Annotated in this window: 14 protein-coding genes; 12 read left to right on the top strand and 2 right to left on the bottom strand. The window is 37.5% G+C overall.

What is annotated here, in order from left to right; translation table 11 throughout:
* Positions 1-28: 28 nt before the first annotated feature.
* The 12 genes from BUC29_RS06765 to BUC29_RS06710 all read left to right on the top strand — a co-directional run bounded on the left by BUC29_RS06765 (position 29) and on the right by BUC29_RS06710 (position 12,507).
* The gene (locus BUC29_RS06765) at positions 29-568 is read left to right on the top strand and encodes a YceI family protein (RefSeq protein WP_073414616.1); all 540 of its coding nucleotides are present in this window, start codon (positions 29-31) and stop codon (positions 566-568) included.
* Positions 569-760: 192 nt separating this feature from the next.
* On the top strand, positions 761-1,417 hold the full coding sequence (locus BUC29_RS06760) for a DUF6766 family protein (protein ID WP_073414614.1): 657 nt from the start codon (positions 761-763) through the stop codon (positions 1,415-1,417).
* A gap of 109 nt (positions 1,418-1,526) precedes the next feature.
* Positions 1,527-1,724, top strand: coding sequence for a hypothetical protein (locus BUC29_RS06755; RefSeq protein ID WP_073414612.1), 198 nt, complete (start codon positions 1,527-1,529; stop codon positions 1,722-1,724).
* Between the two features lie 186 nt (positions 1,725-1,910).
* Positions 1,911-2,648, top strand: coding sequence for a transporter (locus BUC29_RS06750; protein ID WP_073414610.1), 738 nt, complete (start codon positions 1,911-1,913; stop codon positions 2,646-2,648).
* A gap of 171 nt (positions 2,649-2,819) precedes the next feature.
* Positions 2,820-5,015: a hypothetical protein gene (locus tag BUC29_RS06745; protein ID WP_073414608.1), complete on the top strand. Its 2,196-nt coding sequence runs from the start codon at positions 2,820-2,822 to the stop codon at positions 5,013-5,015.
* A 210-nt stretch (positions 5,016-5,225) separates the two neighbouring features.
* On the top strand, positions 5,226-5,426 hold the full coding sequence (locus BUC29_RS06740) for a hypothetical protein (RefSeq protein ID WP_073414606.1): 201 nt from the start codon (positions 5,226-5,228) through the stop codon (positions 5,424-5,426).
* Positions 5,427-5,618: 192 nt separating this feature from the next.
* A complete protein-coding gene (locus BUC29_RS06735; RefSeq protein WP_167369522.1) occupies positions 5,619-8,873 on the top strand; it encodes a PAS domain-containing sensor histidine kinase in 3,255 nt (1,084 codons plus the stop codon).
* A gap of 50 nt (positions 8,874-8,923) precedes the next feature.
* Complete coding sequence (locus BUC29_RS06730; protein WP_073414602.1) at positions 8,924-9,316, top strand: response regulator; 393 nt, start codon at positions 8,924-8,926, stop codon at positions 9,314-9,316.
* A 276-nt stretch (positions 9,317-9,592) separates the two neighbouring features.
* Positions 9,593-9,820 carry a hypothetical protein gene (locus BUC29_RS06725; RefSeq protein WP_073414600.1) on the top strand — a complete coding sequence of 76 codons (228 nt, stop codon included), beginning with the start codon at positions 9,593-9,595 and terminating at the stop codon, positions 9,818-9,820.
* 77 nt (positions 9,821-9,897) lie between these two features.
* Positions 9,898-10,743, top strand: a complete 846-nt coding sequence (locus tag BUC29_RS06720) for a chromate resistance protein ChrB domain-containing protein (protein WP_073414598.1) — start codon at positions 9,898-9,900, stop codon at positions 10,741-10,743.
* 86 nt (positions 10,744-10,829) lie between these two features.
* A complete protein-coding gene (locus tag BUC29_RS06715; RefSeq protein WP_073414596.1) occupies positions 10,830-11,327 on the top strand; it encodes a hypothetical protein in 498 nt (165 codons plus the stop codon).
* A gap of 10 nt (positions 11,328-11,337) precedes the next feature.
* Positions 11,338-12,507 carry a chromate transporter gene (locus BUC29_RS06710; RefSeq protein ID WP_073414594.1) on the top strand — a complete coding sequence of 390 codons (1,170 nt, stop codon included), beginning with the start codon at positions 11,338-11,340 and terminating at the stop codon, positions 12,505-12,507.
* On the opposite strand, the gene BUC29_RS06705 is transcribed toward BUC29_RS06710, so the two are convergent.
* Entirely contained in the window at positions 12,504-13,418 is a 915-nt protein-coding gene (locus BUC29_RS06705) for a hypothetical protein (RefSeq protein ID WP_208610042.1), read from the bottom strand. The genes BUC29_RS06710 and BUC29_RS06705 overlap by 4 nt on opposite strands.
* The gene (locus BUC29_RS06700) at positions 13,408-13,779 is read right to left on the bottom strand and encodes a winged helix-turn-helix transcriptional regulator (protein ID WP_073414592.1); all 372 of its coding nucleotides are present in this window, start codon (positions 13,777-13,779) and stop codon (positions 13,408-13,410) included. The genes BUC29_RS06705 and BUC29_RS06700 overlap by 11 nt, the downstream gene beginning before the upstream one ends.

The following is a 13,779-nucleotide window of genomic DNA, read 5'->3' as shown; positions in this document are numbered from 1 at the left end:
GATTTTATAAAAATGTAAAAACAAAAAAATGGAAAAAATCATACTCATTGCATTGCTGTTTACTTGCGCAATTGGCATTTCGCAAGTAAAAATGATAGGTAAATCAGGGAAAGTTACTTTTGAAGCCTCTGTTCCATCTTTTGAAGAAGTCAAGGCAGTAAATAACAATGTTACTTTTGTTTTGAATCCTCAAACAGGAGAAATCGCTAGTTTAGCCCTTATGAAAGGTTTTCAATTTAAGGTCGCTTTAATGGAAGAACACTTTAATGAAAATTATATTGAAAGTGACCAATATCCAAAAGCGGTATTTAGAGGAAAAATAGAAGGATTTGATCTTAACAGCCTAACTGCAGATTTTAAATCTTTTGTCATTAAAGGAAAATTGGAACTTCACGGAAAATCAAAAGATATAAAAACCACAGCAAGAATATGCAAGTCTGTAACGGGAATTACTATTTTATCTAGTTTTTCTGTAAATGCAGATGATTTTAATATTAAGATACCAAGTCTCGTTAAAAACAAGGTTTCAAATAAAATAAACATTCAAATTGATGCAGCTGTAAAGTGACAGAACATAAGTAGAAATACTAATTACTTCGACTGTTACTTTATAGATTAATTCCTCCCTGAACTTTATAAAATTACATCTTACAAAAGAAAGATAGAGATAAATTCATACCTGTAATTTTATAATTTCTGTTTCGAAAAATATAAATAAAGCTGTAGGAATATATAGAAATTTATATATAAAAATACAGCTATGAAAACATTTCTTCGTAATAACGGTCTCTCCATCTGTTTTCTGCTTTTATTTGCAGTATCAATGGGGGGACAAATAATTTTTGGCCTTAAGGAATATAACAAAGAACTGGCCGAACAGCATGCGCCTCCAGTCGAAATCGGCTCATACCTCTCATCAGGACATTTTATCCAGTCTACATTTGAAAACTGGGAAAGCGAATTCCTGCAAATGGCGCTGTTTGTACTATTCACCATCTTTTTAATGCAAAAAGGCTCCTCGGAATCCAAAGATCTGGACAAGGAAGAGGGAGTTGATCGTGAACCTTCACCAGACAGAAAAAATGCACCGGCTGCAGTTAAAAAAGGAGGCTGGGTACTTGCTATTTACAAACATTCATTGAGTATTGCTCTCCTGCTGCTTTTTATGGTTTCGTTTGCCCTTCATTTCTACGGAAGCCTTAAGGACGAAAACCTACAGCAGTCACTTAAAGGTCTGCCCGTAGAGTCGGCAGGAGATTATTTGCTTGATTCACGTTTCTGGTTTGAATCCTTTCAGAACTGGCAGAGCGAATTTCTCTCGGTATTTGCTATCATTATGCTTTCTATTTATTTGAGACAGATAGGATCTTCACAATCAAAACCCGTCGATGCTCCTAATATGGAAACAGGTGAATAAATTCAGAAAATAACCTTTAAATGGTTTTGAACATTTAAAGGAATCACTTCTTGAGCAAACAATCGTAATACTTAGATAATAAAAAATATAAAAACAAAACTAAAAAACAATGGATATTGCATTAAAAAAGGGACAAGAAGTTCGCCAGGAATTCGGCGGACCTGTCATGAAAGTCATAGGTTTTGAACCCGACCTAATAGAAAACGTCATTACACAGTGGGAAGACGAACAAGGAACCATTATAACGGCAAAGTTTATGGACTCTTTGCTGGTGCCTGCACAGCAAGAGAATTCCAGAAAAAGATAAAAAAGATTGTTTTCGAAATTTTGAAAACTGATTAAAAACAGCAGTATGGTCTTACTAGCTGCTGTTTCTTTTTTTCGAATATTATACATGCAGATTTTGTAAGGGACTGCCTTTGAAATATAAAAATTCTAATTATTCCATTTTTACTTTAGCAGTAAGAATAATAATGCAATTCAAAAACAGCTTATGAAACTACTACCATATATAATTTTTATTACCTTTCTGTTATCCAGTACAGCTAATGCACAACAGATTCAGACCGATCGTCCTAATGAAACGGAAAGTCCGTTTACTGTACCTGCAAAGCATTTACAGATAGAAAGCGGCTTTCATTATGAAAAACAAAACGGTCACCAGACAATTGAATCACCGCAGGCAGTATTGCGATACGGAATTTTTAAAAATGCCGAACTGCGCTTTGAAACTGCTTTTCAGTTTACAAAAGAAAATGGACAGTCACAGATGGGAATACAGCCTTCAGCAGCTGGATTTAAATATCACGTGTTGGATCATAAAGGCGGAATTCCTGATTTGGCACTACTCGGACGTGTTTTTATCCCGTGGATGGCAGACAAAGCATTTCAGGAAGATAAATACAGTCCAGAACTTCGCCTTCTGGCACAGCACGAAGTATCTTCTAAGGCACATATAGGCTATAATGCCGGTGTGCAATGGCTTCCGAATAACCTCCAGCCCGAATACATCTATACCTTCTCAGCCGATCACGCTATTACCAAAAAAATTAAATTGGTGGTAGAAACTTATGGTACAGTAGTATCACATCATCATGCAGAAAACATGACAGACGCCGCCTTGCTATTTATCTTAAGCTCTGATGTGCAGCTGGACATAACCGCAGGTACCGGCCTGATGCATGCCGATTCGCAGAAATTTGCCGCTGCGGGTCTTTCCATAAAGATTTAACATCATTTTACTTTATTTTATTTTTATATATTTTTTTTGAGGTCATGTCCGAATGCTTATTTCGGACATTACTGTTTTTTCGAAGATCTCTTTAAAGCTTTAGATTCGACATTTTCGTTTATATTAAACTGATTCAGCACTGCTTATTATCTAACCACTAAAAACTGCACTATGATAAATCCCGTAACACCTTGGACAGCTGCAGCACAGTCAGATATCCAGAACAGTAAACTTCTATACAAATTGTCCCTGCAGCAGTACAAGCTTCAGATATTGAATGCCGGAGATTCTCTTTGGCTTACCGTTGAAAACCCTCAGGCCGGAACAACTGCCTTCAGGCTGGCTTTTGGCATAAACGGGATATTCGGGAAAACCTCCGTTACAAGAACTCAGAAAGGCCTGGAGATAAAAGCATCTACAAGGTTAGGCAACTATACCATTACAGTTACTTTTCCCAAAAGCCGTCATACAATTTTTCGATATACAACAGTATTTACAGCCTCCTTCCCTTTTCTGATTCCTTTTTGGCCGAGAGACATTGTACAGCTAACCAAGACCGGAAGGATTGAGAATACAATTGGCACTGTGCATGTGAAACAGACTGGCGCCCGTTCCGGACATCTTTTTTTTAGTATGAACAAACCCAGTAACGGGTCGGTATTTTATTTTCAGAACCTTACAGCGATGTCTGCCTACTGCGATGCCACAAAGACTTCCCTATCGGAAACTGTTGGAGGAGAGTGGCCTGAGATAGGTTTCCAGTTTCCTGTTAATCCCGATATACCGGTGCCGGAAGGCATCCCTTATACAATTTCGGATGCTTTTGTAATTCTGGAAGAAAAGGTCTTAGAAAAAGCCACTGAACTAAGTGCAGCCTTCCTTGATTTTTTATCTGAAATATACCTGCTGCTTCCTAAGCCAGAACCACAATATCAGGACTGGCTTGCTATTGCGCAGCAGGCACTCAATTCCCTTTACCTTAATAAAGGATGCTGGACTGTTATCAATGGTACTCCTTACCTGAACGCTTATGCGGGAGATTATGACACCCCGGCAGAAATAATGGTGCAGCTCGCCGTACTGCTGCCTCTACAGGAATATCTGATTTGGTCGCAGCAGACTCATCCTGTTTATGATGATCTAAGCCGCGGCATAACAGATTTTTATGACGATAGGGTGAAATCCATAGTGAGGTGGCATCCGGCACGCGAAAATCAGCTTGACAAATCCGAAGAACAAAAAAAGGAAATGGTCATGGACTCTTGGTATCTCCATCATCCCCTTCTCAATCTTGCACGTCTGGCTCTGCGTGGGGACAAAACTGCAGAAAGACTTTTTCTGGATTCTATTGATTATGCCATTAAAGTGGCACGTCACTTTGACTACAACTGGCCTGTTTTCTACAAAATGACAACCCTTGAGGTTATTAAAGCCGAGACATCTCCCGGAAATGGAGGCGAGAAAGATGTACCGGGCTCTTATGCTCACATCATGTTTTTAGCCTACAAACTTACAGGAGAAAAGCGCTTCTTTACCGAGGCTGCCAAAGCGGTCAAACATCTGGAAGGCCTGGGCTTTCATATATTCTATCAGGCGAATAATACGGCATTTACAGCCGGTGCTCTTGCCGAGATGTACCGTGAAACTCAGGATGAAAAATATCTTAGCCTTAGCTATAGCTGCTTGGCGGGAATATTCAAGAATGTTCAGCTCTGGGATTGTGGTTACGGATATGGAAAAAATTTTCCGAATTTCTTTTCAGTATTTCCTCTTAACGATGCGCCTTATACAGCAGCTTATGAAGAATTTGAAGTATTCGCTGCATTGCATCATTATATGGAAGTCACCGACGGTCTCCCTATTCTTCCTTCACTTAAAATACTGCTTCCTGAATTTATTAAATATGCCGCATCAAGGCTCGCATATTATTATCCGCCACTGCTGCCAGAAGACATCATAGACAAGGAAATAAAAACAGGAGAAATACAAAAAGAGCTTTGGATACCGCTGGAAGACCTTCACGACGGCTGGGAAAAATCAGGCGGTGTAGGACAAGAAGTATATGGGGCCGGACTGCCGTTTGGGATTATCCCAAGACAGTATTTTAAGATAGAGCCGCTCAAAGGAACAGCTTATATCAATTATCCAATCGCGAAACTTCGCCTGGGAAAAAAAGCCCTCACCTTTCATATAACCGGAGACAATCGCTTCAAAGCTTCGTTGGAATTTATAGGGATATCCAAAACTGACCTAAAAAAAATTAAAGTAGAACAAAAAAACACTGCAAAATATGCAGAACTAAAAACAAATACTTCCGGCAGGTATGAACTGGATGCCGGATCATCTGTAAGAATTAGCTGGACCTAAAAACTGCAGGCGATAGTCCTGCAGTTTTTTTATTTATGCATACTTGTAAAAATACTTTACCTCCGGAAAGTATTTATTTTATTTTGAAAAATGAAAATTTAGAAACTTCCTGCTGAAATTATATAAGATTTTTTAATTCCGTGTATTTTAAATTTATATCAGCAAAACAGAGGAAGGGAAAACGTTCCTGTAAATTTAAATTCTGCATCTATGGAATACGAAAACTACTATTACCTGCATAATTATGCAGCACAATGCAATATTGCTCCTCAAACTTCCACAAATGCCGGAATTTCTGGTACAATTTACAATGACAACGTAGAGATTTCCGAAACTTTTGAACCAGATTTTTTTGAAGAAGGTTTTTCCGAAATGTATTTTGCGAAAAAACAAAATAATCCAGATTGGTGACTTCAGCAGACTTAAAAAATAAATAAAAGTTCCTTTGATTGTATTGTCGTTATATAGATGAGCTTTGGTTATTCTAATTTCGAAAAAGCAATCAGACATAGTAAGGACAAGCGGTTTCATTTAGTAAATTTGACTACTTTTACCTTTACAAAAAACTGGTGCAACTCCAATTCCTTATATAAAATTATAAATTTGAACAACCAGAAAAATAAACAAGAATATTATTTTCTTCAGAATGGCGGCGAATCTGCCCAGATTATTGGACAAATTGATTGGGACAATCATATTTTAGGCAGCCCGGATAAATGGCCGGAAAACCTAAAAAACACACTTTCTACCCTCCTTTCCTCAAAGTTTCCAATGTTTTTATGGTGGGGAAACGATCTGGTTCAATTTTACAATGACTCTTATCGCCCAAGTTTTGGTAATGAGGGTAAGCATCCCCAAGCGATGGGACAGAAAGGAATTGACTGCTGGCCGGAAATATGGGACTTTATTTATCCTCTTATAACAAAAGTTCTAACCACTGGAGAAAGTGTATGGTATGATGACCTGCTGCTGCCGATTTTTCGTAATGGTAAAATGGAAGACGTGTACTGGACTTTCAGCTACAGCCCTGTAAGAGATGACGAGCGTCAGATCAAAGGCGTGCTGGTAATATGTAATGAAACTACAGAAAAAGTAAAATACAGCCTAAACCTGAAGCAAAGCAAAGAAGAACTGGAATTTGCCATCAATGCCGCTGAGTTCGGAACATTTGACCTAAATCCGCAGACAAGGCGTTTTTCTGCCAATGAAAGGCTTAAAAACTGGTTCGGTCTAAAATCTGATGAGGAAATACAACTTACAAAAGCTTTAGAAGCGATTGCAGAAACTGACAGAGAACGGGTTATACAATCCATTGAAAAGACTCTCGATTATAAATCAGGAGGTAAATTTGATATTGAATATACTATCATAAATCCAATTACTAAAATTAAAACTATAGTACATGCACTTGGTAAGGCATGGTTTGATGATAATAAGATACCTTACCGTTTCAACGGTACACTTCAGGATGTAACAGCACATAAAAAAGCCGCCGAGGAACTACTTAAATCGCGCCAGCTCTCTGACCTGACCATTAAAAGTATGGGGCTTGGTCTTTTTAATGTTGATTACGCCGCAAACAGCATTGAATATTCTCCCGAATTCAGCCTGATAATGTCAGGTAATATAAAATCAAATTTTACAAGGAAGGATTTTCTAAAATATGTACATCCCGAAGACCTTCATTTAAGAACGCATGCCATTCAAAACGGTATAGAAACAGGAACTTTCTATTATACGCCCAGAGTGATTTGGGATGATGGAAGCATTCACCGCATTGCCGTATCTGCAGCCAGGATATACAATGCCCACGGAAAAACTGCTGCTTTTTCAGGGACCATTGCTGATATTACAGAACAGGAAAACAGCCGTTTGGCACTACAGCAGGCAGAGAGTCGTCTGGAAAGAACAAAACTTGAAGCCGACCGGCTTTTCCAGAACGTTACAGACAGTTCCCCTACCGGGTTATGGCTTTCTAATACCGAGGGAAAACTTTCTTATTTTAATAAAACACTGATCGATTTTACAGGTATTCCTTATGAAGAACTCTTGGCAGGTAACTGGACAAGTATAATTTACGAAGAGGATTATAAACAAGCAAAACAAGCCTATCTGCAGGCTCTTGAAAACAGGACACATTTTGACGTGCTTTTTAGGGCTGTAAAAAATTCGGGGGATCTTGTCTGGTGCAGGGCTGCAGGTGATCCATTTTATGACACTGACGGCCAGTATGGTGGTTATGCCGGTTTCTGTATGGATATTGATGAAATCATTTCGAACCGAAAAGCCGTAACCGAAAGCGAATACAAAGTTACTGCCATGATTGAGCAATCTCCTGTAGGTATTTGTCTTTTTACAGGACATGATATGAAAATTGAGATTGCCAATGATATTATTGTAAGTTATTGGGGCAAAGACAGATCCGTGATCGGACAGCCGCTAATAGAAGCTGTACCCGAACTTAAAGGCCAGCCGTTTCTGGATATACTTCAGGAAGTTTACCGCACGGGTGAGACTTATTACGGTCATGCCATGCCGGCTGATTTAAGGATTAACGGACAGCTGAGTACATATTACTTTGAATTTACTTATACCCCTATTAAAGATTCTAAAGGAGAGGTATACGGCATTATGGATATTGCTGTAGACGTAACCGATCAGGTCATGGCATCAAAAAAACTGGAAGAAACACGACAAGCACTTTCGGGTGCTATAGAACTCGCAGAACTTTCTACATGGATACTAAATGCATCTGACAACAGTATAACATGTTCGGATCGTTTTAAAAACTGGCTAGGATTAGAAAAAAATACTGCCAATCGTAACGAATTTCTGGAACTGATAAACGAACCCTACCGAGAGAAAGTAACGTTGACATTAGATGAAGCCTTAAGTCATCAGCGTGAACCGTTTTACGATTATGAATTTCCAATCACTAATAAAGTAACCGGGCAGGTACGCATTATCCATGCCAACGCACAGATTATTTATAATAAAGAAGGAAAGACGGAATTTATCTCTGGAACTGCTCAGGACATTACCAAAGAAAGGGAACTGCAGCAGGAACTTACTTTTAAAGTAAAAGAAAGAACAGCCGAACTTCATGCAGTCAATGCCGAATTGGAAGTCAACAACCGCGAACTTTCACAGTTTGCTTATATTGCTTCGCATGACTTGCAGGAACCCGTAAGGAAAATAAGCGTTTTTACGGACATGCTGAAAAACAACCTGGATAAAAATCCCGAAAAAGTTAATCTTTACATCGACAAGATAATGAGTTCTGCCAGAAGAATGGAAAACCTCATCAAAGATGTGCTTCAATTCTCCAGACTTTCAAATATTGCCCAGCAGTTCGAAAAAGTAGATTTAAATGAAGTGCTCAACGATATATTGATGGATTTTGATCTGATTATCGAACAGAAAAATGCTGTAATCCAAATGCAGGAGCTTCCGGTAATTGAAGCTATTGCGCTGCAGATGTCACAGTTATTCGGAAACCTTATTTCCAACGCTTTAAAATACACCAGAGAGGGTATTTCTCCTGAAATTTCTATAAGATGGGAAAAATTATCAGAATCTGAAATCAGCCTCGAGCAGCTTAACACTGAATATGCGTACATACAGATTGAAGTACAGGACAACGGTATCGGTTTTTCACAACAATATGCTGAACAGATTTTTAATATATTTCAGCGTCTTCACGGAAACGATCAGTTTTCGGGCACGGGAATTGGCCTTGCTATGTGCCGAAAAATACTGCAAAACCATAACGGATTAATCACTGCTGCATCTCAGGAAGGCATTGGCACAACATTTACAATCATTATTCCGGAAATACATGAAAAAAACAAGCCATAATAGTAAAGTCGTGGGGAAAAGAGTATATTTACATCCCATTAAATAAACTTATGAAAACCATCTTTTTAATTGATGATGACCCGGACGACCGTGAAATTTTTGCGGAACTCCTGCAGGAAGAACATCCGTCAATTGCGTATCAGGAAGCAGAAAATGGCGCAGCAGCCTTTGAGAAATTAAAATCAGGCTCTTTTAAGAAACCAGAACTGATTTTCCTTGATCTTAATATGCCTGTAATGGACGGGAGAACTTTTCTTCTGGAGATAAAAAAAGAGACGAGTCTGCTCGATATACCTATTATAATCTATAGTACTTCGTCGAGTGAAATCGATAAAAAGTTTGCTCAGGAAAATGGAGCTGCCCTATTTCTAACGAAGCAGTACTCAATGGACTTACAACGAAAAGACATCAATGCTGCAGTTTCAGCTTTTCTTGGCATTTAATAAATCAGTTAGATTTAAAATATACCAAAGAGGAAATCTTCAATTTTTAAGATTTTCTCTTTTTTCTGTTATTTTATGCCTTAAAGATTATTAAGATCGTTTTCTGGATTTTTCTATAAAGAACACGAAACCTCAACACTTTAAATACTCAGAATCATAAAATCATGTAAATAATGTAATTTGTCCTGTAAGAATTTACCAGAATTTATATTTAGATTGCCACTGCATTTTGATAAGTGTCGCTGCTGATTGAATGTTTAATTTAAATTTTGTCAAATGAGCCAATTACTACAGCAATTTGAATCTGAACTGAAAGCTTTTCTCGAATTCAGTTACAATGCTTCTAGTGAGCAGGATTCCGTAAAACGATTTAATGAAACCGAAACAGCGGCCTTTGCATTTATTGACAATTATTTACTGAATTCTACAGAACTTATTGCCGGTGATGTAGAACATTCTACTCAGGAAATACTTAATGAATTTATTCAGTCGAAACTCAAGTAATAGGTATTTTGAATTAATTCAATGTAAAATAAAAAAATATGTACTTTAGCGAAGATACTTAAAAGCTCTGCTGACTTATGAAATGGATCACAAGAGAAAGACCAAAAATAGACCGTATTGCCTGTCCGTGGCTCATTAGAAAATTTGTTGACCAAGAAGCTGAATTCATTTATGTACCTTTTGAACAGGTACTGGAAAAAGCTGCAAAATATAATGCTGTTCCTTTTGACATCCCTGATGTTGAATTTACCCATTATGAGGATCAGTGCACTTTTGACTATATTATTAAAAAATACCAAATTGAAGATCCTGCGGTTTTGATAATTGCAGGAATTGTGCGCGGGGCAGACACTGACCTACATGATATAGCATCAGAATCTGCAGGACTTTGGGCCATATCAGCAGGACTTTCCTATAATATTACCGACGATCATAAACTTCTCGAAATGGGTATGGTGCTATATGATGCACTTTACAGCTGGGCTTCGCATTTATATAAACAGAAACACCTAACTAACAGCCCTTTTGAAAATTTACTGCATGAGGTCTACAATAAATTTCTTAAGGACAAAAAAACAGCTGGAAAAACCCCGTCATGGGTTAAAGATTTAAAAGATCTTATTCAGGACCAGATTGACGCTCAATTCGCTTTTGACTTAAAGAAAATATCTAACGAACTGGATTTGAACCCATCATATTTGTCAAGGGAGTTTTCGAAATATTTTGAAGAATTAAATTTTGGGGATTATGTCAGAAAACAAAGAATCGAAAAAGCAGTAAATTTAATCGAGAATACCTCTTATACCCTTACCGAGATTGCTTACATGACTGGTTTTTCTGATCAGAGCCATTTTACAAGGATTTTCAAAGCTCATACTGGCAAAAACCCGTCTGCTTACCGAAAAAAGATTCAAAAAAAGTAATAAATATACAAAAGGTAAAAAGCATTCTATTAGTAGCTTTTTCTTACTTGTAATTTTGTTTTTATAACTATATAAAAACAAAACCAATGTCTTTGAAATCCATCTTTCTTTTTATTTTACTGCTAAGCGCCCGACTTTCCTTTTCGCAAACCTCCTATCCAAAGATTACAGGATATTTTGGTATAATGCATCCTATTGTTACTATAAATAAAGATGAAACAGCCGTAAATTTCAGAGATTATTATGCTGTTGGATTCCCAACCGGTATTAACATCTGGAAAAATGAAAAAATCGGCTTTTCTTTTGAAGTAGTTCCAAATATAAAAGATGATCAGGGAACTAGTAAAGTAACCAATTTACTGTTTCATCCAGGAATTCTGGTGGCTTTAGGACATGGATATACTTTTGCCGGAAGAGCTGCTTTTGAAAGCTCTGGCAGATATGGATTTACTCCTGTACTAAACAAAACATTAATAAAAAGCAGCAATTGCAGTTATTTTGCCGCAATTCCTTTACCTGTACGTTTTGGCAATGATCATCCGGCTTCTTTTACTGTTGGTTTTCAGTTTGGAATAGCATTTTAATATACAAATCATGGATGAAAATCGAAAATATAGTTTAAGAGAATTAACCCTTTATTTTTTAAAGCTTGGAACTATAGGCTTTGGCGGTCCAGTCGCTTTAGTAGGCTATATGCATAAAGATCTTGTTGAAAACCGAAAATGGATCTCAGAAGATGAATATCGGGAAGGCCTCGCTCTCGCACAGCTTGCACCCGGCCCTCTCGCTGCACAACTTGGCATCTATATAGGTTTTGTGCATTACCGTTTCCTTGGCGCAACATTAATAGGCTTTGCTTTCGTGCTGCCTTCTTTTTTAATGGTGCTGGTGCTGGGTATTATTTACAGACTTTATGGAGGACTATCGTGGATTCAGGCTGTTTTTTATGGTGTTGGTGCAGCTGTAATTGGTATTATTGCATTAAGTTCTTATAAACTCACTTTAAAGTCTATCGGAAAGTTTAACTGGGATTCTTTGAAATCAAAATGGATTTTATGGCTCTTTTTTATATTCGCCGTTATCATAACATATCTCACGGAACAAGAACAAGTCCTTTTATTTGTAGCTGCCGGTCTATTATATATGATTATTAAAGCACCGCCCAAATGGCTGAATATAAAAACCATCAACTCTTATACACTAATATTGCTATTTACGGGATTTTGGGATTTTGAGAATTCTACACTTACTAAAATTGCTGTTTTCTTCATCAAGGCTGGTACCTTTGTTTTTGGAAGCGGCCTGGCAATTGTTCCCTTTTTGCATTCGGGGGTGGTAATAGAAAATCAATGGCTTAGCGAACAGCAGTTTCTGGATTCGGTAGCTGTTGCCATGATTACACCGGGTCCGGTAGTAATAACAGTAGGTTTTATTGGTTATCTGGTTAACGGTTTTTTTGGTGCATTAGTAGCAGCCCTGGCTACTTTCCTGCCCTGCTATATTTTCACAATAATTATGGCACCTTCGTTTAAGAAAATTGCACAAAATAAACCTGTTAAAGCTTTTGTCGAAGGGATTACAGCTGTTGTAGTAGGTGCACTTGTCGGTTCTGTTGCTGTCATTGCTAAAAGAAGTATAATTGACATTCCAACTGCACTAATAGCAATTGCTGCAATTTTTGCATTGCTTTATATAAAGAAAATTCAGGAACCATATATTATTGCTGCGGCGGCCGTTTTAGGTGTCATTATAAAACTCCGTTAACTATAAAAAACATCAAGCTGCTTTATTCTCTTTTTTACTAATTTATTTTTCATAGGCTCAAATCTGGATTTAATTTCGCCATTATCTTTAACGTAAACCACAAAAGGCTGGTTTAATTTATCTGTAAGATGATAAATCGTGACTAATTCTGCAATATCTTCATACCATGAAGCCATTCCGTACAAAGATGCAAATGGTGTTTCCTGAAGTGAATCATAAATACCTTTTGCTGCTGTAATAGGCTGAATCTTTCCACTTCTAAAACGTGTTTTTTCTAATTCAGGTTTTACAAATCTGGCAACGGGAACATTAAATAATTTCCATATATTTTTAGTGTAGGTCGTGTGATTAACCAAAGAATCTATTTCTTCTGCATGCGGCGTTAATTTTAGTACAGCATCTACAACATGAGTAGCCTCGTGCAATAATACGTACACGAAAGCATCTAAATTACCACCATCAATCTGGATTTCTAATGAAGAGCCGGAAGGGATTTCATAAAGGGATTTTTCCTTCCATGTAGCCCATTCTGAAATGGTTTCATTCAGGATCCCGGCCCGAAAAGTAATGTTATATTCTTTATTTACACCTTCTGGTTCTATCGCCGAAGTCAGAGCTGTATTGGGCATGTTATCCATAAAACTTATACTATGCAGGTGTTCCTTAAGAATTTTCAAATGCAATGGAGGTAAAAGAGAAAAAGCTTTTGCTACTTTTTGCTGTTCGGCCTCGGTTAGCACATGATTTGTTGGTGACATGCCGGCTTCAACAAATTTGGAAAAAATATATTCAGGAGCTTCTTTTATTCGACTGTTATAAAAAGAATACTCTTCATTAACATTCGTCTGGGCAGAAAGTTTACTAAAGAGAATGATATTTAAAAAAATAATAATTAATTTTTTATATCTCATAATTTGTATCTAAGCGTTTTAAAATGAGTGCTCGTAAACGTTCTTCATGCTCATCCCCCCAATTGCCAATAACAGAAATAACCGGAATTAGTGTTTTTCCAAAATCCGTCAGGCTGTATTCGACCTTGGGAGGCACAACAGGATAAATAACTTTTGATACCAGTTCATGCTCCTCTAATTCCTTCAGCTGAATATTTAAAACCCTGCGTGAAGCATCCGGTATTTTGCGCTGCAATTCGCTGGGACGTTTATGTCCCTGATCAATAAACCAAAGCAAACGTATCTTCCATTTGCCATAAAGTACTTCACCTATCAGATCAAGTCCACAGTTTAAGTTCGGTGTTGTTTTTCTCTCATACAT

Origin of the sequence: Flavobacterium defluvii, from assembly GCF_900129555.1 — a bacterium.
GTDB lineage: Bacteria > Bacteroidota > Bacteroidia > Flavobacteriales > Flavobacteriaceae > Flavobacterium > Flavobacterium defluvii.
The sequence above is the reverse complement of the archived record's forward strand: the minus strand, read 5'-3'. Positions and strand labels throughout refer to the sequence as shown.

What these genes read in the sequence shown, in the direction of transcription:
- BUC29_RS06765 (WP_073414616.1), top strand. Translation starts at nt 29, where the DNA reads ATGGAAAAAATCATACTCATTGCATTGCTGTTTACTTGCGCAATTGGC.
- BUC29_RS06760 (WP_073414614.1), top strand. Translation starts at nt 761, where the DNA reads ATGAAAACATTTCTTCGTAATAACGGTCTCTCCATCTGTTTTCTGCTT.
- BUC29_RS06755 (WP_073414612.1), top strand. Translation starts at nt 1,527, where the DNA reads ATGGATATTGCATTAAAAAAGGGACAAGAAGTTCGCCAGGAATTCGGC.
- BUC29_RS06750 (WP_073414610.1), top strand. Translation starts at nt 1,911, where the DNA reads ATGAAACTACTACCATATATAATTTTTATTACCTTTCTGTTATCCAGT.
- BUC29_RS06745 (WP_073414608.1), top strand. Translation starts at nt 2,820, where the DNA reads ATGATAAATCCCGTAACACCTTGGACAGCTGCAGCACAGTCAGATATC.
- BUC29_RS06740 (WP_073414606.1), top strand. Translation starts at nt 5,226, where the DNA reads ATGGAATACGAAAACTACTATTACCTGCATAATTATGCAGCACAATGC.
- BUC29_RS06730 (WP_073414602.1), top strand. Translation starts at nt 8,924, where the DNA reads ATGAAAACCATCTTTTTAATTGATGATGACCCGGACGACCGTGAAATT.
- BUC29_RS06725 (WP_073414600.1), top strand. Translation starts at nt 9,593, where the DNA reads ATGAGCCAATTACTACAGCAATTTGAATCTGAACTGAAAGCTTTTCTC.
- BUC29_RS06720 (WP_073414598.1), top strand. Translation starts at nt 9,898, where the DNA reads ATGAAATGGATCACAAGAGAAAGACCAAAAATAGACCGTATTGCCTGT.
- BUC29_RS06715 (WP_073414596.1), top strand. Translation starts at nt 10,830, where the DNA reads ATGTCTTTGAAATCCATCTTTCTTTTTATTTTACTGCTAAGCGCCCGA.
- BUC29_RS06710 (WP_073414594.1), top strand. Translation starts at nt 11,338, where the DNA reads ATGGATGAAAATCGAAAATATAGTTTAAGAGAATTAACCCTTTATTTT.
- BUC29_RS06705 (WP_208610042.1), bottom strand. Translation starts at nt 13,418, where the DNA reads ATGAGATATAAAAAATTAATTATTATTTTTTTAAATATCATTCTCTTT.
- BUC29_RS06700 (WP_073414592.1), bottom strand. Translation starts at nt 13,779, where the DNA reads ATGTATGAGAGAAAAACAACACCGAACTTAAACTGTGGACTTGATCTG.